This window comes from Bradyrhizobium murdochi, from assembly GCF_000472965.1.
Lineage (GTDB): Bacteria > Pseudomonadota > Alphaproteobacteria > Rhizobiales > Xanthobacteraceae > Bradyrhizobium > Bradyrhizobium murdochi.
In genome coordinates this window covers 404,329-426,461 of the sequence record NZ_AXAU01000001.1, presented here as the reverse complement: position 1 = coordinate 426,461, position 22,133 = coordinate 404,329, and the positions used below count along the sequence as shown (strand labels likewise).

Annotated in this window: 19 protein-coding genes and 1 pseudogene; 4 read left to right on the top strand and 16 right to left on the bottom strand. The window is 63.2% G+C overall.

What is annotated here, in order from left to right; all coding sequences use genetic code 11:
- Positions 1–103 precede the first annotated feature (103 nt).
- Both YUO_RS0102220 and YUO_RS0102215 read right to left on the bottom strand, forming a co-directional pair.
- Positions 104–1,102, bottom strand: coding sequence for a 30S ribosomal protein S2 (locus YUO_RS0102220; protein ID WP_028345829.1), 999 nt, complete (start codon positions 1,100–1,102; stop codon positions 104–106).
- Between the two features lie 225 nt (positions 1,103–1,327).
- Positions 1,328–3,808 carry a caspase family protein gene (locus tag YUO_RS0102215; protein WP_028345828.1) on the bottom strand — a complete coding sequence of 827 codons (2,481 nt, stop codon included), beginning with the start codon at positions 3,806–3,808 and terminating at the stop codon, positions 1,328–1,330.
- A 262-nt stretch (positions 3,809–4,070) separates the two neighbouring features.
- Between YUO_RS0102215 and YUO_RS0102210 the strand changes: the two genes are divergently transcribed.
- A complete protein-coding gene (locus YUO_RS0102210; protein WP_028345827.1) occupies positions 4,071–4,538 on the top strand; it encodes an aminoacyl-tRNA deacylase in 468 nt (155 codons plus the stop codon).
- 25 nt (positions 4,539–4,563) lie between these two features.
- On the opposite strand, the gene YUO_RS0102205 is transcribed toward YUO_RS0102210, so the two are convergent.
- From YUO_RS0102205 to YUO_RS0102170, 7 genes and pseudogenes are all read right to left on the bottom strand, one after another.
- Positions 4,564–4,995 (bottom strand): GNAT family N-acetyltransferase, encoded by a 432-nt coding sequence (locus tag YUO_RS0102205; protein ID WP_028345826.1) that lies wholly within the window; start codon positions 4,993–4,995, stop codon positions 4,564–4,566.
- 342 nt (positions 4,996–5,337) lie between these two features.
- A complete protein-coding gene (locus YUO_RS0102200) occupies positions 5,338–5,757 on the bottom strand; it encodes a CBS domain-containing protein (protein ID WP_028345825.1) in 420 nt (139 codons plus the stop codon).
- A 193-nt stretch (positions 5,758–5,950) separates the two neighbouring features.
- A pseudogene (locus tag YUO_RS0102195) lies at positions 5,951–6,127 on the bottom strand (aldehyde dehydrogenase family protein); the annotation flags it as partial.
- A 261-nt stretch (positions 6,128–6,388) separates the two neighbouring features.
- Complete coding sequence (locus YUO_RS45880; protein ID WP_156908444.1) at positions 6,389–6,532, bottom strand: hypothetical protein; 144 nt, start codon at positions 6,530–6,532, stop codon at positions 6,389–6,391.
- A gap of 188 nt (positions 6,533–6,720) precedes the next feature.
- A complete protein-coding gene (locus YUO_RS0102185) occupies positions 6,721–7,455 on the bottom strand; it encodes a carbonic anhydrase (RefSeq protein WP_028345823.1) in 735 nt (244 codons plus the stop codon).
- A 216-nt stretch (positions 7,456–7,671) separates the two neighbouring features.
- The gene (gene dnaE / locus YUO_RS0102180; protein WP_028345822.1) at positions 7,672–11,181 is read right to left on the bottom strand and encodes a DNA polymerase III subunit alpha; all 3,510 of its coding nucleotides are present in this window, start codon (positions 11,179–11,181) and stop codon (positions 7,672–7,674) included.
- Positions 11,182–11,648: 467 nt separating this feature from the next.
- The gene (locus YUO_RS0102170; RefSeq protein WP_028345821.1) at positions 11,649–12,392 is read right to left on the bottom strand and encodes an outer membrane protein; all 744 of its coding nucleotides are present in this window, start codon (positions 12,390–12,392) and stop codon (positions 11,649–11,651) included.
- A 299-nt stretch (positions 12,393–12,691) separates the two neighbouring features.
- On the opposite strand from YUO_RS0102170, the gene YUO_RS0102165 reads away from it, so the two are divergent.
- The 3 genes from YUO_RS0102165 to YUO_RS0102155 all read left to right on the top strand — a co-directional run bounded on the left by YUO_RS0102165 (position 12,692) and on the right by YUO_RS0102155 (position 13,757).
- Positions 12,692–12,985, top strand: a complete 294-nt coding sequence (locus tag YUO_RS0102165; protein ID WP_028345820.1) for a DUF3551 domain-containing protein — start codon at positions 12,692–12,694, stop codon at positions 12,983–12,985.
- A gap of 141 nt (positions 12,986–13,126) precedes the next feature.
- Complete coding sequence (locus YUO_RS44440) at positions 13,127–13,396, top strand: DUF3551 domain-containing protein (protein ID WP_028345819.1); 270 nt, start codon at positions 13,127–13,129, stop codon at positions 13,394–13,396.
- Between the two features lie 106 nt (positions 13,397–13,502).
- Entirely contained in the window at positions 13,503–13,757 is a 255-nt protein-coding gene (locus YUO_RS0102155) for a DUF3551 domain-containing protein (RefSeq protein WP_028345818.1), read from the top strand.
- Between the two features lie 6 nt (positions 13,758–13,763).
- Here the strand turns inward: YUO_RS0102155 and YUO_RS0102150 are convergent, their stop codons facing one another.
- From YUO_RS0102150 to YUO_RS0102120, 7 genes are all read right to left on the bottom strand, one after another.
- Positions 13,764–14,462 (bottom strand): ABC transporter ATP-binding protein, encoded by a 699-nt coding sequence (locus tag YUO_RS0102150; RefSeq protein ID WP_028345817.1) that lies wholly within the window; start codon positions 14,460–14,462, stop codon positions 13,764–13,766.
- Between the two features lie 7 nt (positions 14,463–14,469).
- Positions 14,470–15,750: a lipoprotein-releasing ABC transporter permease subunit gene (locus YUO_RS0102145; RefSeq protein WP_028345816.1), complete on the bottom strand. Its 1,281-nt coding sequence runs from the start codon at positions 15,748–15,750 to the stop codon at positions 14,470–14,472.
- 69 nt (positions 15,751–15,819) lie between these two features.
- Positions 15,820–17,139: a proline--tRNA ligase gene (gene proS / locus YUO_RS0102140; RefSeq protein ID WP_028345815.1), complete on the bottom strand. Its 1,320-nt coding sequence runs from the start codon at positions 17,137–17,139 to the stop codon at positions 15,820–15,822.
- Between the two features lie 246 nt (positions 17,140–17,385).
- Complete coding sequence (locus YUO_RS0102135) at positions 17,386–17,892, bottom strand: copper chaperone PCu(A)C (RefSeq protein WP_028345814.1); 507 nt, start codon at positions 17,890–17,892, stop codon at positions 17,386–17,388.
- A gap of 107 nt (positions 17,893–17,999) precedes the next feature.
- Entirely contained in the window at positions 18,000–18,506 is a 507-nt protein-coding gene (locus YUO_RS0102130) for a TlpA family protein disulfide reductase (protein WP_028345813.1), read from the bottom strand.
- A complete protein-coding gene (locus YUO_RS0102125; protein ID WP_028345812.1) occupies positions 18,503–19,717 on the bottom strand; it encodes a sialidase family protein in 1,215 nt (404 codons plus the stop codon). The genes YUO_RS0102130 and YUO_RS0102125 overlap by 4 nt, the downstream gene beginning before the upstream one ends.
- A gap of 29 nt (positions 19,718–19,746) precedes the next feature.
- The gene (locus YUO_RS0102120; protein ID WP_028345811.1) at positions 19,747–22,128 is read right to left on the bottom strand and encodes a TonB-dependent receptor family protein; all 2,382 of its coding nucleotides are present in this window, start codon (positions 22,126–22,128) and stop codon (positions 19,747–19,749) included.
- Between the last annotated feature and the right edge of the window lie 5 nt (positions 22,129–22,133).

The following is a 22,133-nucleotide window of genomic DNA, read 5'->3' as shown; positions in this document are numbered from 1 at the left end:
GGGCGCGGCGCGCGCTTTGCACCGTGCCGTCGTCAGCTACAGGGAATGCCGTATCTGGGGAGCAGGACCGGTGGCCGGAAGACCCGGCCACGCGGCGAACCAATTATTCCGCTTCCGCGGTCAGCGTCTTGGCCTGGGCGACCCAGGCATCGGCCCGGCTCGGAAGACCAACTTCTTCACCGATCTTGTGCGCGGTGTCGTGGTCGAGTTCGGCAAGCTGCCAGTAATGGAAGATGCCGAGGTCGTTGAGCTTCTTCTCGATCGTACCCGACACGCCGGTGAGCTTCTTGAGGTTGTCGGCAGTGCCGCGCGGACCGGCCAGTCCCTGGAAGCCGGTCGGCTGGGGCACTACCGGAACTTCCTCGCGGACCGGCTGAACGGCGGCGCCGATGTCGATGCCGGAGTCGCCCTGCGCTCGCGAAATGCCGTCGATGGCGGCGCGCGCCATCAGGTCGCAATACAGCGAAATGGCGCGGCCGGCGTCGTCATTGCCCGGCACCACATAGGTGATGCCCTTCGGGTCGGAGTTGGTGTCGACGATCGCTGCAACGGGAATGTTGAGCCGCTGCGCTTCCTGGATCGCGATGTCTTCCTTGTTGGTGTCGATCACGAAGATCATGTCGGGAAGACCGCCCATGTCCTTGATACCGCCGAGCGAGCGGTCGAGCTTGTCGCGCTCGCGCTGCAGCGTCAGCCGCTCCTTCTTGGTGTAGGAGTTGGCTTCGCCGGACGACAGCACCTCATCGAGGTGACGCAGGCGCTTGATCGAGCCCGAAATCGTCTTCCAGTTGGTCAGCGTGCCGCCGAGCCAGCGCGAATTGACGAAATACTGCGCCGAGCGCTTGGCCGCCTCGGCAACGCCGTCCTGCGCCTGGCGCTTGGTGCCGACGAACAGGATGCGGCCGCCCTTGGCAACCGTGTCGGAGACCGCCTGCAGCGCGCGATGCAGCATCGGCACGGTCTGGGCGAGGTCGATGATGTGGATGTTGTTGCGGGCACCGAAAATGTAATCCGCCATCTTCGGATTCCAGCGGTGCGATTGGTGGCCAAAGTGGACGCCAGCTTCCAAGAGCTGACGCATGGAAAAATCGGGTAGCGCCATAGTAATAGTTCTCCGGTTGGTTCCTCCGGAAACGTGTGAGCAAACGAGCCTGACTGGCCCGGTTGCCACCGGACGGCCTTTGAGAGCCATGTTTCCGTGTGAGATGGCGCGCTATATAGCCGGATTCCAGCCGGAAGCAAGGAAATACGGCCGGTTTTTCGGTCTTCCAGATCAGCGTTTTAGGGCCGCTCCGGCCAGACCCGGGGGGATCTGGCCGGCTAACAATCAGCATCGCCCCGGCAGGCACCCCCTGGCCGCGGCCGCCGGAGCAGCCGGAGCCGGGCGCGGTGCAGCCATCGCCGGCGCCGGACGCGGTGCAGCCATCGGCGGTGGTGCGGCCATCCGCGCGGGTGCCGGGGGTGGTGCGGCCATCCTCGGCGGCGGCGGTGGCGGCGCCGCCATCCGCGGCGGCGGTGGTGGGGGTGCGGCCATCCGCGGCGGTGGGGCCGGCGGTGCGGCCATCCGCGGCGGCGGGGCCGGCGGCGCGGCCATCCGCGGCGGCGGCGATGGCGGCGCGGCCATACGCGGCGGCGGGGCCGGCGCAGCCATCCTGGGTGGAGGCGACGGTGCGGCCATCCTCGCCGGTGGCGGCGGCGCGGCCATCCTGGGCGGGGGCGATGCCGGAGCTATTCGCCCTGCCGGCGGTGGCGGAGGCCTTGCCACATTCACTGCAGACGGTGGCGCGCCACGCCGCAGCTCAGGCTGCAATTGAGGTTTTGGCGCAACCGCAGCCGCCGGCCTTGATGGCGCGGCGGCACTGGGCGGCGGCGCAACCGCGGGCTGCCGGCCTGCCGGAGCCGCGGGAGCCGTCGCGCCAACGGCTGGCCGTGCGCCAACCGCGCCGGGTGCGGTGGGCGCCGCTGTTCCCGGGCGCAACGCACCCGGCGCTGGCCTTGCGTTCGGATTGACGGCGGCGCTTGGCGGCGCGGCTGGCGCGCCCCTGGCGCCCGGAACCGGCAGGGCGTTGGTCCTCGGCAGGGGCTGTGTCGGCGGCAGCGCGGCTGGTGTGTTCGCCGGCTGCACCGCGCCCGGCCGTCCGGTCTGCCCAGCCGGAGCGCCGGGCAGACCGGTCCTCACGGCAGGATTGATCGCGGCGCTTGGCGGCACCGGCGCTTTGCCCTGCTGGATCAGGGTGGCCCGCTGCGCCACGGCAGGCGGCAGCGTCGGTGTGGCGCCACCAACCTGGGCCGGCGCAACCACCCTCGCCGCCGGGGAGCCGGGACGTCCCCTGTCGCCAAGTCCCGCCGCAGGCAAAGCGGGCTGCGGCCTGTTGATGACGTTGTTGATCACGGTCCGGTTGTGGATGTTGGCAAAGATGATGTTGTTCGGCGGCGGCGCGACATAGCGCGGCGGCCTCACATAGACCGGTATCGGCACAAAGATCGGCTGCGGCAGGATGAACAGCCCGATCGGCGGCGGCGGCGGCTCCAGCACCACGAAATCATCCGGCGGCGGCGGCAGGTAGTAGACCGGCGCCGGTGGCGGCGGGACAAAATCGAACTCGGGATCGCTGAACACCAGCACGGGACGATCGACATAGATGATCTCATCCGGCGGCGGCGGCGGCACGTCGTAATCGATCACATCGAATGTCGGCGGCGGCTCGACCGGCGCAGTGAGAATGACCAGCCGGCGGCGCGCGTCGGCCGCATGAGGCCCACGCGGGTAACGTTGCAGATACGACCAATAAGCGTTCGGGGTGTCGGCACGGTAGGTGCGGCGCCAGGTGATCGCTTCGCGCCGCGCTGCCACGATCGCCCTCACCCGCTTTGCCATGGGATCGTCGGGATAGGCGGCGAGAAAATCCTCATAGGCCGGCAGCGTGTCCCGCTCCAGCGCCGCGGCGTAAGCGTCCTGCGCGCCGAGATCACGGATCGGTTTGCTGCGGATGGCGGCGACCTGATCCGGCGGCGCCGGGGCGGGCGCATCCGGTGAGCGCTCAAAGAACGTGAAGCTAGCGTCGACCTTCTGGCTGTCCCAGGGCACCTGGGCGCCCTTGCTGGCTTCGTTGACGCGAAGCCGGACGCGATTGAAGACCTCCGGCAGCGGCAATCCACCGGTCCGGATCATCTCGGCCAGCGATTGGGCGTAGATGCCGTACGGTCCCTGTTCGGCAGGCGCTACCGTCCCGGGCGCCGCGTTGAACGCCATCAGCATATGCGGATCAGCCTCAACCAGAGCCAGACCGCTCGCGATCTGTCCCTCGACGAACGGCTGCTGCCGCGCCGCGTCCAGCACGACGATTCCGGCCTTCAACGGGAGCGAAGCGAGTTGGCGGATGTAGTCGCCGGTCCGCAATGCCTCGGTCGGAACATCGGTATCCCGGTTGATCGCGGAATCGACCGGCACGAAATAGTTCTCGCCGGCCAATTGCAGCCCATAACCGGCCAAATAGACCATCGCGACCGTGTCCGGCCCCGAGCTTTCGGCCTTCTGGATGAAGTCGCGGAAACTCTTGCGCAGCGTGTCGCCATCGAGGTCGCGGGCGCCGATGACGTCGAATCCCGCCGCCTGCAAGGTTTGGGCGATCAGGCCGGCATCGTTGGCCGCGGTTGCCAGCGGCGATTTCGCATAAGCGGCATTGCCGACCACCAGCGCGATGCGCTTTTCCTGCTGTTGCGCAGCGGCGGAGCCCAAATGACCGGCCAGTCCGGACATCGCGACGAGACACACTGAGAGGATCGACAAACTTCTTAGTGCCTGCATGGGATCCCACCCTGTCTCCGCCCGCCTGCATAGGACGCGCGTTAAGCTGAACCTTTCTTGAACAAATGCGCTCTCAGCAAGGCATGCTGCAAGTCAAATCGAGCCCGGATTCTGCTCCGCCCGGTTCCGGCACGGAGATTCGCATTGTCGCGGCCGCCCGGCGGGCGTATCCTTTCACCCTAATCGTGTTCGCCCGCATCGTGAGGCGACTGCGCGAGTTCCTCCCGGTGTGCGGAATGCCCATGCAATGGAGGAAATCGTCATGACCGTCGCCCCAACCCTGCAGAAATACCTGGATCAAAGCGTCACCTACGACGTGATCCCTCATGCCCCCACGAAGTCATCGACGCGCACGGCAGAAGCCTGCCACGTGCCGGGCGATGCGCTGGCCAAGGCCGTCGTGCTCCGCCGTGACGGCGGCTACATGATGGCCGTTCTTCCGGCCTCCCATCACCTGCATTTGTCGACCCTGAAAAGTCAGCTCGGCCACAAGGTCGACCTGGCGAGCGAAAAAGAGATCGCGGAGCTGTTTGTCGACTGCGACATTGGAGCCATCCCGCCGGTTGGCGAGTGCTATGGGCTCGATGTCATCGTCGACGACAGCATCGACCCGCGACGGGATATCTACATGGAGGCGGGCGATCACGCGACGCTGATCCGCATGGACGGCGAGCAATTCGCGCGACTTAACGCCAAGGCCTGGCGCGGCCACTTCAGCACGCACGATTGAGACCGCTCGATCCTGGCTGTGGCGGCTAGAGTGCCTTCTCGAAGTAGTGGCGGAGGAGCCCTCCGCCAGCCTGCTTGACTGTCATGGCCTCAGCGATTTCGCTCCTGACGCGCTGAAAGCCGCTTTTGGTGTAGAACCGGAACGCGGCGTGTTGGACGTCAGCGGTGCTGACGATCATGCGGGAGAAGCCGAGTTCGTGCGCCATATTCTCGGCGGTGCGCAGCATGCGCTGAGCCAAGCCGCAACCGCGCCAACCTGCATCGATGTACATGCGCCGGAGTTCTGTCGTGTCGCGGCTATGGCACTCGATGCCGAAACTGCCCACGATCTGGCGGCTATCCTCGCCCGGCGTAACCACCCAGAACGCATTGCGTCTCGCCCGCGAGAAGACATCGAGCAAACGCGAAAGCTCGCCCTCGATGGTGGTCGCAATGTATTGCTCGAACAGGGATTCCATTCCCGCCGGCGCCAGCTCCCGGTTGACACGGTCGACAGATCAGCGACGGCCTCGAAATCGGAGGCCGCGTAAGACCGAACGGCGACATCCTGTTCGCCCGCCCTATTCTCACCGCTTGTAGCCACCCAAATGCCTCGCTGGGGAGCTTGAACGCAGCGACGCAAGCTGCAGCAAACCGGCCGACTGAAGCGCCAGTTATCGCCGGATCATAGCACCCGCAGTGCCCATCTCATCAACTGTGGCGGTGACCCATTCCCACCGCTGTCGCAGCCTCGGAAATCACGAGCCTGCGGCGAACGGAAAATCGTGATGGGCCGGCGCGAACGGGCAGCCGCCGCGTCATCAGTGATGGGCGGCAACGCTCTTCACGCATCCGGCCAGCAAATCATTGGGCGCCGAACGGCTGACGTCGCCCAGGCTGATCATGCCGACCATTCGCTTGCTCTTGTTGATCACCGGCAACCTGCGGACCTGCAGCGTCTCCATGTGATGGACGGCCTTGGCAAGGTCATCATCCTCCCGGCAGCAATGGATGCCTTCGGTCATTACGTCCCGCGCCTTCGCACGGCTGGCATCGAACTTGCCGTCCGCAAGCCCCTTGCAGACGATGTCGCGATCGGTGACCATCCCGACCAGGTGATCGTCCTCTCCGATCGGAATGCAGCCGATGTCATGTTCTCGCATCAGCTTCGCGACTTCGGTGATAGGCGTATCGGGGTTGACCCAGTCGACGCCCTTGTGCATCGCGTCTTTGACTTTCATGGCGGACCTCCGTAACTGCGATTTCAGGTAATACTCCCGTGATGCAGCACAGTTCCCCCTCGACTCGATTATATGACGGTTTCGGGTAGGTCGGCATCGAAAAAGGCAATGACAACTTCTTGAATTCGCGAAACGCATCGTTGCGTGGGGTTGAAGTGCCCCGCGCAACGCCGTCGCCCAACTCAGAAGGATGTCAGAAGAAGCCGAGCGGGCTGTAGCTGACCAAGAGGTTCTTGGTCTGCTGGTAATGGTCCAGCATCATCTTGTGGGTCTCGTGGCCGACACCCGATTGCTTGTAACCGCCGAACGCGGCATGCGCCGGATAGCCGTGATAGCAATTGGTCCAGACGCGGCCCGCCTGGATGGCTCGGTGGTGCGGGTGGCGAATTGATCCCAGATCAAACGCACGCGATCTTGATGTCCCCGCTCTCAAGCCGTCAACGGCCGGTTACGCCTGACGATGCTGGCACAAATTGGCAGCATCTCCCGATAGACTTTAGTCGGCTTGATAAACGGCGGCGCGATGGCTGTGGACCGGACGATTGAATCAGAACCCGGCTCTAGATTTTTGTTTTGACGCGTTTTCTTGGCGCTAACCGGTGTCCGGGGCAAGCTTTCGCTTGAAAACGTTCTAATCTGCCAGTTGCAGCTCCGCGAGCATCGTTCTCGCGGTCGGATCGTCCAGCGGAATAAATTCGCCCGGCCCGAGATTATCGCTGCCGGACGTTGCGACAGCCGCAACCGCCACGCCGGCCAATCCCCCGACCAGTGACATTCCAGCCACCGCATCATGCCTCGCGCTCGACTTGACGAGAAGGAGATAGATACGGCCGGGCGCAGTGGTGAAATCACGCTTGGAAACCTAGACCGGATGACGGCAATCATTGCCGCAGCGTCCCTAACGTGACCACGCCCAGCACTCTGCTGGGCGCGGCGGCGCGCGCCGCGCCCCATCCAGCCTGGTCAACTCAACAGCTCAACCTTGCCCATTGCAAGCCGGTAGATGCCGCCGACCACTTTGAGCTTGTTCTGCTCAACGGCTGCGTTGAGGATCGGTGCGGCCGATTTCAGCTTAGCGACGTTATCAATCACGTTCTGGCGGATAGCGTTGTCGAGCGCATTTCCGCTCTGCTGTGCTGACGCCTTCACCGACGGCGCAATCGCAGCCACCAGAGACGGAATGTGTCCCGGTGGCGGCTTGTCGTCCTTCAGAGATTTGATCGTCGCGTCGACGGCACCGCAACTGTCGTGACCAAGAACGAGGATCAGCGGCGTGCCGAGCGCGGCGACGGCGTATTCCATGCTGGCAACCGTATCGTCATTAGCGAAATTGCCGGCCACGCGGCAGACGAACAGGTCACCGCGCGCGCTATCGAAGGCATATTCGGGCGCTATGCGCGAATCCGCGCAGCTCAGAACGGCCGCGTAAGGGTTCTGACCTCCGACCAATGCCTCCCTTTCATGCTTGAAGTCGTGACGCCTCGATGTGCCGTCAACATAGCGTGCATTTCCTTCCATCAATTTCTTGAGGGCGGCATCCGGCGACAACACGTTGTGCGGCTTGGGAGGAGTCTTCGTATCCTTGGCATTAGCTGGGTCGGCGAACATCAGCCCAAGTGCCGAGGCCGCGAAGAGAACTACAGATCGCCGCGAGGGCGCCGTGGGATGAAGCTGATTTGAGACGCATTTTTCGCACATTGCACTTTTCCTTGCCTTTGCGGCTTGCAGCGTCCGTGTCGCTGACGCCTGATCCGACATATCGGCTATGATTGCGCGGCGAAGCTTTCAAGCTGGTTAAGCTTTGGCTCTTAAACCGGCGCAACAGGCGCGAGGATTCCCGCGCACGATCAGCGATTGGCAGAGTCGAATTCTCTGTTCGCGAAGATGTTGGCGTACGCCATATCCAGGCGCTGGTTATAGTGTCTGCACATCAACCACGCCCGCAACCGCCTTGATCGCGCCGGCGATCTGCGGCGAGACCTTGAAGCGGCCCGGCAGCTTCATCTCCACCTCGGTCTGCAGATCGAGCATGATGACAAGCGAGACGTCGCCATCGGCGCCGCCCGATGGCGCGGGCGCAGGCTTCGCCGGCAGGCCCTTGGCCGAACCGTTTTGCGCCGATGCTTCCGGCATGTTGAGCCGTCGCGCAATCGAATCCAGCGGCTTGGTGTCGCGAACGAAGATCCGCAAGCCCTTCTGGGTTTTGGCCGCGGCGTCATCCAGCGGCTCGGCGTGCAGCACCCGCGCGCGCACGTCTTCGCCCTGCAACTCGGCGCCGAGTTGCAGCAATACGGCCGCCCCCGGCTCCAGCACGTCGCGGTATTGCGCCAGGCCCTCGGAAAACAGCACGGCCTCGAAATGTCCGGTCGGGTCCGACAGGCCCATGATGCCCATCTTGTTGCCAGTCTTGGTGCGGCGCTCCATGCGCGACACCACGGTCGCCGCAACCCTGCCCGCGGTCGCGCCGGTCTTCACGGCACGCGAGAATTCCGCCCAGGACTGAACCCGCAGCCGCTTCAACACGGCGGCGTAGTCGTCGAGCGGATGGCCGGACAGGAAAAAGCCGACGGCATCGTATTCGCGGCGGAGTTTTTCGGCCGGCAACCAGGGCTCGATCTGCGGCAGCATGATGGTCGGCGCGTCGGCAGCATTGCCGAACATGTCGTTCTGGCCGATCGTCGCCGCCTCGTGGCTGCGCTGACAGGCGGCGAGAATCGCGTCCGCCCCGGCAAAGACACGGGCGCGGTTCGACTCCAGCGTATCGAATGCGCCGGCCGCGGCGAGGCTTTCGATGATGCGCTTGTTGATCGCGCGCGGATTGACGCGGGCGGCGAAGTCCGCAAGCGAGGTGAAGGCGCCCTTCTTGCGCTCCTCCACGATCTGCTCGACCGCCTGCAAACCGACACCCTTCAGCGCCGCCAGCGCGTAGTAGATGGTTTTCTCGCCGACCTCGAAGGTGGCGCCCGAGCGGTTGATGTTCGGTGCCTCGACCTTGATGCCGAGCCGCTGCGCCTCGGCGCGAAATTCCGAGAGCTTGTCGGTGTTGTTGAGTTCGAGCGTCATCGACGCCGCCAAGAACTCCACCGGGTAATGCGCCTTCATGTAGGCGGTGTGGTAGGACACCAGCGCGTAAGCCGCGGCGTGGCTCTTGTTGAAGCCGTAATCGGCGAATTTGGCGAGCAGTTCGAAGATCGTGTCCGCCTGCCCCTTCGGCACGCCGTTCTTGACCGCGCCGGCGACGAAGATCGCGCGCTGCTTCTCCATCTCGGCGCGGATCTTCTTGCCCATCGCGCGGCGCAACAGGTCGGCGTCGCCGAGCGAATAGCCGGCCATCACCTGCGCGATCTGCATCACCTGTTCCTGGTAGATGATGACGCCGAACGTCTCTTTCAGGATCGGCTCCAGGATCGGATGCAGATATTCCGGCTCCTCGTCGCCGTGCTTGCGCGCGCAATAGGTCGGGATGTTGGCCATCGGACCTGGGCGATAGAGCGCCACCAGCGCGATGATGTCCTCGAACCGGTCGGGGCGCATGTCGATCAGCGCCCGCCGCATGCCCTGGCTTTCCACCTGGAACACGCCGACCACATCGCCCCGCGCCAGCATCTGGTAACTCGGCGCATCGTCGATCGGCAGCGTCGCCAGGTCGACATGGATGTTGCGCTGTTTGAGCAGTTTTACCGCGACGTCGAGCACGGTCAGCGTCTTCAGGCCGAGGAAGTCGAACTTCACAAGCCCGGCCGGCTCGACCCATTTCATGTTGAACTGGGTCACCGGCATGTCGGATTTGGGATCGCGATAGAGCGGCACCAGTTCGCTTAAAGGTCGGTCGCCGATCACGATGCCGGCAGCGTGGGTCGAGGCGTGGCGCGTCAGTCCTTCGAGGCGCTGGGCGATGTCAAAGGCGCGCGCGACCACCGGGTCCTCGTCGCGGAACGCCTGCAGCTTGGGTTCACCCTCGATCGCCTGCGCCAGCGTCACCGGCGCGGCGGGATTCTGCGGCACCAGTTTTGTCAGCTTGTCGACCTGGCCGTAGGGCATCTGCAGCACGCGGCCGACGTCGCGTAGCACGCCGCGCGCCTGCAACGTTCCAAAGGTGATGATCTGCGCCACCTGATCGCGGCCATAGCGCTGCTGCACGTAGTCGATCACCTCGCCGCGGCGGTCCTGGCAGAAGTCGATGTCGAAGTCCGGCATCGAGACGCGTTCGGGGTTGAGGAAGCGCTCGAACAGCAGCCCAAAGCGAATCGGATCGAGGTCGGTGATGGTGAGCGCGTAGGCGACCAGCGAGCCGGCGCCGGAGCCGCGGCCCGGACCGACCGGAATGTCGTGGGCCTTGGCCCATTTGATGAAGTCCGAGACGATCAGAAAGTAGCCCGCATAGTTCATGCGGTTGATGACGTCGATCTCGAAGGCGAGACGCTTCTGGTATTCCTCTTCCGTCGCGCCGGGCGACAGGCCATGAACCTGGAGACGCCGTGCGAGCCCCGCCTCGGCCTGACGCTTCAGCTCCGCGGCTTCTTCGGTTGCCGCGTCGGAGCCCGAATCGGCACCGACGGTGAAACGCGGCAGGATCGGTTTTCTCGTCTTTGGCCGGAACGAGCAACGCTCGGCGATCTCGATCGTGGAGGCCAGCGCTTCCGGAATGTCGGCAAACAGCACCGCCATTTCGGCGCGGGTCTTGAAGCGATGGTCGGGGGTAAGCTGCTCGCGGTCGGTCTCCGCGATCAGCTTGCCGCCGGCGATGCACAACAGCGCGTCATGGGCTTCATAATCGTCGTTCGACGCGAAATATGGCTCGTTGGTCGCAACCAGCGGCAGGCCCTTGGCGTAAGCGAGATCGATCAGGCCGGCCTCGACGCGACGCTCCTTGTCGACGCCGTGACGCTGCAATTCGACATAGAGGCGGTCGCCGAACAGGCTCGCCAGCCGGTCGATACGCGCGGCTGCAAGCGCCGTGTGATCGGCGTCGAGCGCCAGCGAAATCGGGCCATCGGGGCCGCCGGTCAGCGCGATCAAATCCTCGGCATCGCCCTCCAGCCATTCGAGCTTGATGTGCGGGGATTGATGGACCGGCGTTTCCAAGAACGCCCGCGAGTTCAGCCGCATCAAGCTGCGGTAACCGCGCTCGCGCGCCGCCAGCAGTACGATTCGCGACGGCGTGGCGGCCAGCGAATTGCGCGCGTTGGGATCCTGGTCGCCAAAATCGACGGCGAGTTCGCAGCCGACGATCGGCTGGATGCCGTAGCCGGCCATCTTGTCGGAGAATTCCAGCGCTCCGAACATGTTGTCGGTGTCGGTCAGCGCCAGCGCGGGCTGGCGGTCGGCTTTCGCGAGTTCGCCGAGTTTGGCGATCTTGATCGAGCCCTTCAGCAGCGAATAGGCCGAATGAACGTGGAGATGAACGAATCCGGCACTGGACATGGTCGCTTAACGGGCTCTCGCATCATGATGGGAGCGATCATCGGCGACCGAGGGAGCGCCGACTCGCTGCCGCAATGGTGATGCCTCGGCCGGACGGAGTCCACGCGGAACGCCGCTTGCGCTCCCGCCATCCGGCTTTTCCCCAGCCCAGCCCGCAAGCCGAATCGGGCCGGGTCTCCGCCGCGCCTCAAAGCTGCGGTATCACCTGCGCCCACACCGCGATCATCCCGACAAACAGCGTAATCGACGCCAGCGCTGCCGCCTCTTCCACGAACATCCGCAACATGATCCGACTCCCACGGTCAAAGAACATATGAGGAACATTGTTCCTTTTTTGTTCTCAGAGTCAAGACCCGTCTCACAGAGCGTCTTACGACCATTTCGGTTTGGTTAACCGGCCAGCCGCCAGCAACAAAAAGCCCCGGGACAGCGCCCCGGGGCTTCGTTGTTTCGCAGCGAGTGCGAGATCAGTACCTCGCGACGCCCGGAGCGCCGAACTTGTAGTTCAGGCGGGCGGTGACGAGATCAACGTCCTGACTGATACGGTCGGTGCCGACGAAGCCGCCGCCCGGCGCGGTGAAGGTGTAGGTACGGTCCTGCATGAACAGGTGATTGTACTCGACGCCAATCGACCAGTTCGGCGCGAAGGCGTATTCGAGGCCGGCGCCGATCGTGCCGCCCCAGCGGGTGTCGTCGCCGGTAACGCCAATGGTCGCGCCTGCGAGGTTGGAGATGCGATACTCGTTCGAGGTCACCGCAGCACCGCCCTTGACGTAGAGCAGGACGTTGTTGACGGCATAACCAACCTGACCGGTGAACAGGCCGAACGCATCGACGTTCGTGTGGTTGCGAGTAGCGAACACCTGGCTCACGTTGCTGCCCGAGAAGTCGGCCCAGTTGCCCTGGGCTTCAACGCCGAACACCCAGGTGCCAGCCTGCCAGCGATAGCCGACCTGGCCACCGACCGTTCCGCCAGTCGCATCATGGGAGCCCTCGGGACCGATGAGACCAGAAGGCGGAACCGCATCCCACTCGTTGCGGCTCGAACCCCAACCGCCGTTCGCACCGATGTAGAATCCGGTCCAATCATAGACAGCAGCGACCATCGGGGGCGCCTTGGTGTAAGGGCGCGCAGCGAGATCAGCAGCAACAGCCGGCGCAGCCGCGCCGAGCGCGATCAGACTGGCCGTAACAAGCAAAACCTTCTTCATTCTTATTCCCGTTCCTTTTTTGACAGCCCCCAAGGCCGCGGCATGCTCATAGCATCGTTGGCTCGAATTGCTGTAACCTCACAGCAACAGCCCACACCAAATGGCCTCAGTGTGAACGCAAGTTAATGTTGTCTTGCAGGCGTTTTTCGAAACTTTACGCCGTAGCTCGCCGAAAAAAGTTCACATTTAGTTTTGCGGCGGTATTGCAGCACGGATTGGCTTGACGGGATTGCAGAGCTGCGGCTTGTGTCGATCAGAATGGGACGCGAAGTGCCGATGCGCCGTGAGGGAGATTCGAAATGCGTAGAGCGATGCTAGCCGTGCTGACCGCGATCGGATTGGTAGCTATCGGTGCTGCGCCTGCCGAAGCGGTCGGCACCCGATATCCGTTCTGCCTTCAGGGCGATGAATATCCGGCACTGAGCTACTGCACGTTCACGAGCTACGAGCAGTGCCAGGCGACCGCGTCGGGACGCTTTCTCACCTGCATTGCCAATCCCTATTATATCGGCGAGAGCGAACCGCCGCCCGCCGCCTATCGCCCGCTGCCCGGCCGCGCGCTGCCGCCCGCTCCCGGTTACGGCAGGTACTGAGCAGCGGCCTTTCGCCGCCGAGACACGCGAGCCTCCGGGCGCCCGCACCTACAGCGCGTGAACGTGATTTGACGCCGGACCGCGTCGAATATCTGCTGGCCGTCAGCACACGCGGACCGATGCAGTCCCAAGGAGATTCTGATGCGAGTTCTAACTCTGGCAATTCTGGCAGTCGGAGCGGCCTCGGCAGCGGCACCGGCGCAGGCACAGACTTACGATCCCCGCTATCCGGTTTGCCTGCATGTTTATAACAGGGGGATCAACTACTACGAATGTGCCTATACCTCCCTGGCTCAATGCAACATGTCGGCATCGGGCCGCCCGGCGCAATGCGAGATCAATCCGTATTTCGCACATGCATCTCAAGAACCGGCGGCACGCCGCTACAACCGCTACCGCAACGGCTACTGAGCGCGAGCCCTTGCAGCGCGCGAACGTGATTTGACGCCGCAGCGCGTCGAATGTCTGCTGGCCGTCTGCACATGCGGATCGATCGCACATCTCAAGGGAGATTTTGATGCGCATTCCGGTTTTGGCGATCCTCGCGATTGCAATGATCTCCGCTTCGGCGCCGGCTCGGGCGCAGACCTACGGATCCGACTATCCGGTCTGCCTGCGTGTCTACGGCCCGGCCACCTACTACGAGTGCCGTTATACGTCGCTGTCACAATGTAATATGTCCGCCTCGGGGCGCGCGGCACAATGCGTGCTCAATCCCTACGCGTCGAACGCCTATCAGGATCGGCCGGTGCGCAGGCGCGGCGTTTACTGAACGCCGTTATTCGAGTTCGACGACCCGGCCGTCGACCAGCGACACGCGCCGGTCCATGCGGCCGGCGAGCTCCATGTTGTGGGTGGCGATCAGCATCGCGACCTGCGTCGCCTTCACGAGCTGCATCAGCGCGTTGAACACATGATCGGCGGTATGTGGATCGAGATTTCCGGTCGGCTCGTCGGCGAGTAGCGCCCGGGGCGCGTTGGCGACCGCGCGCGCGATGGCGACGCGCTGCTGCTCGCCACCGGACAGTTCGGCCGGTCGGTGCGAGGTGCGATCGCCGAGGCCGAGATAGGCCAAAATCTCCTGCGAGCGCTTGATCGTCTCGGAGCGTTTGAGGCCGCGGATCATCTGCGGCAGCATGACGTTTTCAAGCGCGGTGAATTCCGGCAACAGCCGATGCGATTGATAGACGAAGCCGATGTCGGAGCGCCGGATCTGGGTGCGGTCGATATCTGATAATTGCGAGGTCGGCGTGCCCGCGACATAGACCTCGCCGTCATCGGGGCTTTCGAGCAGGCCCGCGATGTGCAGCAGCGTCGACTTGCCGGACCCCGACGGCGCCACCAACGCCACCGATTGCCCCGCCCACAGCGCAAGCTTGGCGCCGTCGAGGATGGTCAGCGTTGCCTCGCCCTGCCTGTACTCGCGTTTTATCTCGTGGAGATAGATAACGGGTACATCTTCCGCCTCCTCGGCCATCTCGCCCTCACTCGTACCGGAGCGCATCGACGGGATCGAGGCGCGCGGCGCGCCAGGACGGATAGAGCGTCGCCAGGAACGACAGCGTCAGCGCCATGATCACCACCGCAGTGGTTTCGCCGAAATCGATCTCGGCCGGCAGCCGGGAGAGGAAATAGAGTTCCGGCGAGAATAATTCGGTGTTGGTCATCCAGGACAGGAACTGCCGGATCGATTCGATATTCAGGCAGATCAGCATGCCGACGAAGAATCCGGTCAGCGTGCCGACCACACCGATCGCAGCGCCCGTGATCAGGAAGATCCGCATGATCGAGCCCTGCGAGGCGCCCATGGTGCGCAGGATGGCGATGTCCTGGCCCTTGTCCTTGACCAGCATGATCAGGCCGGAGACGATGTTGAGCGCGGCAACCAACACGATCATGGTCAAGATCAAAAACATCACGTTGCGCTCGACCTGAAGCGCGTTGAAGAAGGTCGAGTTGCGCTGCCGCCAGTCGACCAGGAACACCGGCCGCCCGGCTGCCTCCGTCACGCTCTTGCGGAACGCGTCGATTCGATCGGGATTGGTGGTGAATATCTCGATCGCAGTCACGTCGTCCTTGCGGTTGAAATAGGCCTGCGACTCCGGCAGCGGCATGAACACGAAGCTTGCGTCATATTCCGACATGCCGATCTCGAACACGGCCGCCACCTTGTAGGGCTTTATGCGCGGCGTCGTGCCCATCGGGGTCACTGCGCCCTTGGGCGCAACCAGCGTGATGGTGTCGCCGGCATGCAGCGACAATTGATCGGCGAGCCGGCGTCCGATGATGACGCCCTGCCCCTCGTCAAACCCCTCCATCGTGCCTTGCTTGATGTTCTTGGCGATCGAGGTGAGGTTGTTCAGGTCCGCAGAGCGCATACCGCGTACCAGTACACCGGCGGCGTTGAAGGCCGAGGACGCCAGCGCCTGGCCGTCCACGACCGGCGCGGCAAGGCGGATGCCGTCGACCTGGCTGACGCGCTCGGCGACGTCCTTCCAGTCGGTCAGCGGCGATTCCAGCGGCTGCACCAACAGGTGGCCGTTGAGCCCGAGGATCTTATCCAGGAGTTCCTTGCGAAAACCGTTCATCACGGCCATCACGATGATCAGCGTGGCGACGCCGAGCATGATGCCGAGGAACGAAAAGCCGGCGATGACGGAAATGAAGCCTTCCTTGCGACGCGCCCGCAGGTAACGCCCGGACAGCAGCCATTCGAAGGGCGCAAAAGGCGGAGTTCGGGCTGTCTCGTTCATGGTCTCATCCATTACTCGATAATCCCATGATTCGGGCCAAATGTGGCCGTATTGGCCAACATATCAGCCGCGGTGGATATCTTATCCCGCGATCTTTGCCACCACTTCCGCAGGGCTGAGATTCTCGCGCGAGCCGTCGCTGCGCCGCTTGATCTCGAGCTTGCCCTCGGCGAGGCCCTTCGGCCCGACCAGAATTTGCCAGGGAATGCCGATCAGGTCGGCGGCGGCGAATTTCGCGCCAGCGCGCTGGTCGGTATCGTCATAGAGCACATCGACGCCTTTGGCCTGAAGCTCGCGGTAAAGCTTCTCGCAGGCTCCATCCACGGCTGCGTCCCCCTGCTTCAGGTTCAAAATCACGGCCGTGAACGGCGCCACCGCCTCCGGCCATTTGATGCCGGCATCGTCGTGGCAGGCCTCGATGATGGCGCCGACCAGCCGCGAGACCCCGACGCCGTAGGAACCGCCATGGATCGGCACGTCGACGCCGTCAGGGCCGGCGACCAGCGCCTTCATCGCATCGGAATATTTGGTGCCGAAGTAGAAGATCTGGCCGACCTCGATGCCGCGCGTATTGACGCGCTTGTCGGCCGGCACTTCGCGCTCGTAACGAGCGGCGTCGTGGACGTCCTCGGTTGCAGCATAGACCGCCGTCCATTGCTTGATGATCGGGGTTAGATCGCCGTCGTAATCGACGTCGTCGGGCGGGATCGGCAGGTTCAGCACGTCGCTGTTGCAGAACACGCCGGACTCGCCAGTTTCCGCCAGCACGATGAATTCATGACTGAGGTCGCCGCCGATCGGCCCGGTCTCGGCGCGCATCGGGATCGCCTTCAATCCCATTCGCGCGAAGGTGCGCAGGTAAGCGATGAACATCCGGTTGTAGGAACGGCGCGCCGCCGCCTCGTCGATATCGAAGGAGTACGCATCCTTCATCAGGAACTCGCGGCCGCGCATCACGCCGAAACGCGGACGCTGCTCGTCACGGAACTTCCACTGGATGTGATAGAGATTGAGCGGCAGGCTTCTGTAGGATTTGACGTAGGCGCGAAAGATCTCGGTGATCATTTCCTCATTGGTCGGCCCATACAGCAATTCGCGCTTGTGGCGGTCGCTGATGCGCAGCATCTCCGGGCCGTAGGCGTCGTAGCGTCCGCTCTCGCGCCAGAGGTCCGCGAGTTGCAGCGTCGGCATCAACAGTTCCAGGGCGCCGGCGCGGTCCTGTTCCTCGCGGACGATCTGCTCGATCTTCTTCAACACCCGGAAGCCGAGCGGCAGCCAGGCGTAGACGCCGGCCGCCTCCTGCCGCATCATGCCCGCGCGCAGCATCAGCCGGTGCGAGACGATCTCCGCCTCTTTCGGATTCTCTTTCAGGATGGGTAGAAAAAACCGCGACAACCGCATGGGACAACTCGAGGAATCAGTGGGCTACCGGAAGAGGTGCAGTGAAACCGGATCGGCTGCGAAAACACAAGGCCGGAAGCCGCGAAAAAGCCCCTGAAAACGCGGATTTGTAGGTCGTTTTGGCAGCGAATTGTTAGTTTTGTAGGGTGGGCAAAGGCGCACTTGCGCTGTGCCCACCATCCATCGGCAGATCGCGCTTGATAAGGTGGGCACGCTTCGCTTTGCCCACCCTACACAAGCCGCTCCCTACTTCTTCATCCCTGAATGATCGTGCTTCATTTCGCCGCCCGCCGGCCCCTGCGCGCCGACGCCCTGTATATCGAGCGACAACGTCACCTTTCCCGCCTTCTCGAATTCGAGGGTGACCGGCACCTTGTCGCCCTGCTTGAAGGCCTGCTTGAGATCCATCAGCATCAAATGATAGCCGCCCGGCGCGAGCTTGACGGTCTTGCCCGGTTCGATCGGCAGGCCCTTGTCGAGCGGCCGCATCGTCATGACGCCGTTGTTCATCGCCATCTCGTGAATTTCGACCTTGCCGATATTATCGCCCGAGCCGCCAACGAGCTTGTCCGGCGCGCTGCCCTTGTTTTCGACAGTGAGATATCCGCCGGCGATTTTTGCGCCGCTCGGCGTAGCGCGGCTCCAAGCCTGCTTGATGACGAGGTCTCCGGCCTTGACCTCCTGGGCGTGCGCGGGCGTACCCAGGAGAGCAAACAGGGTGGCGAAGGCGAACAATGGCAAGACAGGTTTCATCGGATGTCTTTCGATTTCTGGCCGGCACACAACGGACGGCCGAGGGCCGCCGTTGCATTAACTTGAGAATGCAACGTTCATGTTCACAATATAGCGGGATTGCGTCCTTATTTCTTCACGGCCTTTTGCTGAACCAACCATTTTTCGAGGTCCGGTATTTCCGCCGAACCTTCGATCGTGGTGACGGTTCCATCCCGCCCGATAAGAAGCGTGCGCGGGATATCACCCTGCCAGGCGGGATCGATCTCGAACCGGAGGCGTTCGACGAAGCCATCGCTGAAGATCCAGTTTTCCGCCGATCCCAGCCCGGCCTTCTGCAGCATCGCGCGCGTCGCGCCGGCCAGATTCGGAACGAGGTCGGCGCTGATCATCACAACGTCGAGCTCGGAATGGTCCTTCATGAATTGGCCGAGCAACGGTAATTCGACCTTGCAAGGACCGCAGGTGACGCCCCAGAAATGCACCAGCGTCGGACGTCCGGCATGCGAACGCAGCACGTCCTGCCAGCTTCCCCGCACGAACGGCTTGAGCGTGAGCTCGGACGGCGTCTCGGCGCCGGGCGCGGCGCCCAGACAGGCAACGAGGAATATGACGGCGAGCAGGAGGCGCTTCATGATCCATCTCCGATCGGTAGAAGGCGATATCCGTCGGCCTTGGTCATCCACGAAAGGTAGACCTTCTGCCCGTCACTGACCAGCAGCGGGTGGTCGGATGTATCGGTCGTCGTAGTGATCGCGACCGGCGTTGACCAGCTCTTGCCCTCATCATGCGAGACAATCGCGTTGACCGCGGTCTTCTCGCCGTCGAACTCCTTCCAGACCATGGTGGTGCCACGCGGGCCGGCAAGAACGTAGGGCCGCGTAGGATTGCGATCGGCGCGGCCGAGCGGAAGCGGATCGGAAAACGTACGTCCCTCGTCTTGCGAGCGGGCATAGAACAGCCCCTTGCGCACCTTGCCGTTGGTGTACCACGTCACGTGGTAAGTGCCGGCGGGCGAGATCGAAAGACTTGGCCCATGATGCGGGCACGCGGCAATCTGCCAATCGTCACGGCTGACGCGGCGAACTTCGCCCGGCGTCGCCGGGTCGGCGAACGTCATGATCGCGTGATCGCGCACACCGCCTTCGAAGATGTTCCTGAACACCACCACCGGACGGCCGGCGCCTGCGAACGCGAGGCCAAGCCGGCAGCATTCACAGGTGTTGTCTGCTGCGAGGTGCGTCTCGGAATAGGTCGCGCCCCCGTCCTTCGATGATGCGAAGAACAGCCCTGCCCCCTCATATTTCCTGCCCTCCTCACGCGCCGGCACGCGGTTGCGTTTGTCGATCCAGGCCGCAAACACCGAACCATCCGCATCAAGCCCGAGCGCCACGAAGCGCTGGCTCTCGTTACTCGACGTGATCGGCTGCGGCGCGGCAAAGCTCTGGCCGCCATCGACCGACCTCGTGGCCAGCACCTGACCATTGAACGCCTTATCCCGGAAGCGCGAAAACGCCAGTGCAATGCCGCCATTCTTGTCGATGACGATCTGCGGACGCGCATCCGGACCCCAATCGAGGTTGAGCTTTTCTTTTGTCACCTGAACCGGCGTCGAAAAGCTGCGCCCCTGATCCTTCGAACTCGCGACCGATATCTGGCCTCCCGCCATCCAGGCGAGCCACAGCGTTCCGTCCGGCGCGAAGGCCGGCATGACCTTCGACGCACAGCGCAAGGCTGTCTCCTCGCACGCGGCTTCCGAGGCGTGCTGATGATGGCTCATTTGCGCTTGCGCTGCACTTTGGCAAAGCGAGAGAGCGAGCATCGCGAGCAGGCTCATTCGCAGCATGGCTTTACTCCTCCTGCGTTGTTGTCCGGTCATTTGAACGCCAGCTTCATTCCGGCAATGAACGCACGCGGCGAACCCGCGTAGATCGAGCCGGTCGTATTCGCCAACACGCTGGCGGGATTCTGGATGCCGCCTGCCGTCACCGAGTTTGCGATGTTGTTCGCGGAAGCCACATAGGTCCGGTCGAACACGTTCCTGACTTCGACATACATGCTCAATGACTTGAAGTAGTCGGACTTGAGATCCGTATTGTAGTGCACGTTGAGATTGACCAGTTCGTAACCGGGCGCCTTCAAGAGATTGGCGTTGTCCATGTAGAACGAATCCTTCCACTGGACTTCTACGAATGCTCCGAGGCCGGCAAGCGGCCCCCACATCTGCTCATAGCCAAGACGCGCCGTCAGTTCGTGCGGCGAGATGCCGGGAATTTTGTTACCTGCACGGTTGAAGCTGAACGTCGCGCCGTTGACGATATTCTCGGTGTATTCCGTATAGACCTCGTCGAGATAGGTGTAGACGGCCGTGAAACGCCAGCCGGGATAGAACTTCCAGTCGGCGGCCAGCTCTACGCCGCGATGTTCCGATTTCGGGGCGTTGAACGTGAAGCTCGCATTGGGCGCGCCGACCTGAGTGGCTTGCGAGACCAGCTCGTTTTTGAAGAATTCATAGAAGCCGGTCGCGCTGAATTTGAGCGCGCTGTTCGGCGTCCAGTCGAATCCGACGTCGTAACCGAGGTTCTGCTGCGTCTTTAGCTGCGTATTGTTGCCGTTCTGGCCGTTCGGGAGGACGAAGAGGTTATTGACCTGCGGGGTGCCGTAGCCGGTGGCGACGCGCGCGCGGAACAGCCATTCGGGATTGAGCTTGTAGAGCAGCGCCAGCTCGGGCGCGGTGTTCTGAAATTGCCGATCGGCGGTCGTCGTGGTGATCGTCGGCATCGGAATCGGCGAGTTTCCGTAATTGTAGGCGGAATTGATCCCCTTCAGATGCGTGGTTTCCCATCCGATGCCGGCAATAGCGGTTAATTGCGGCGTCAGCTTCAATTCCTCGCGAGCGCGAACGCCATAGTTCGTGGTGTCGCTCCAGGTATTGCTTTGCAGTAGGCCGAGCTTCGCATTGCCTCCCGGCATGACGTGGCGTGAGTCGCTTGACGCGGTCAGCGTATTGTAGAACGCGCCGAAGTATGTCGTCGATTCCATGCCGAGGATTTCGCCGCGCTTGGTGACGTCGCTCATGTAGTTGTACGACGGGAAATCGCCGATCGCGCTGGTCGCTCCCGTCGGCTGGTTGATATTGCGATCGTCGAACACGAACTGGTTGCGCCAGGTGGTCGTGTTGTCGAAATCGTGCTCCCATCTACCGCCGACGATGGTGCGGCGATCTTCGCGGCCGAGCCCGGCCTGGATGGCGGTGATCGGAGTCCTTGTGCCATTGAAGCCGTTGTTGAGGAGGTTAACTGAGGCGCAGCCGGCGACGCCCGCCATATCGCAGCCCTGCTGGAACGGGTTCTGAGAATACTGGTTGAGCGACAGCCGGAGCGGCACCCGAGTATCGAGATTGTTGTTAATGAACTTGACCGTGAAGCGGTCGTCGGGCGTCGCCTGCAGTGTGCCTAAGAAATTCACGGTCTGGGTATTGAACCAGCTATTCTGGATAAAGCCGTCGCCGCGCGCATCGCTGGCGAACAGCGAGTACTCGAAATTGCCGACCTTCTTGCCTGCGGCGAGATAGTTGTTGAGGTAGCCGAAGCTGCCGCCATCGACGCCGTACTCGACCCCGTCGATTGTAAGCCCCGGGCGGGTGCGGAAGTTGAGCGCGCCGCCGGTGGCATAGTTGCCAAAGAGCGCTGAAGACGGTCCTCGAATGACATCGATCGCGCCATAGGCATTGGGATCGATCAGGTCGCTGCGGGAAAGCCCGTCCGGCTGCGTGACCGGAAAGCCGTCGTCAAAGATCACGAGGTTGCGGATGCCGAAGCCGTTTCGGGCGTTGGAACCGCGGATCGAGATACCGATATCGCGCGGCCCGTTGCCCTGCTTCACCGAGATGCCGGGGCTGTCGCGCAGCACGTCGGCCACGGAAAACGAAGGCCGGTTGTCGAACTGGCTACGATCGATGGTCGTCCCGGTCTGGCCATTCCGCGCCTGGTAAAGCAGCGCGCGCGCCACGCTCGGGGTAATGCCCGCGGTTAGCGACGCTGAAGGCGCGGGGTTGGCCGAAGGCGGCCTCGCCTGCGTCCGGGCGGACGCGCGAATGGCCGGCTTTCGGGCCGCAGGTCTGGCGGTCACGGCGCGCGGCGCATCGACGGTCACCGCCGGCAACGCCGTCTGGGCGGTCGTATTCGACGGTGTAAGGGACAGCGCACTGCCAAGCACAAGCAGGCTCGCGCTTCCCAAAACACGAGGGGGGTACATAAGAC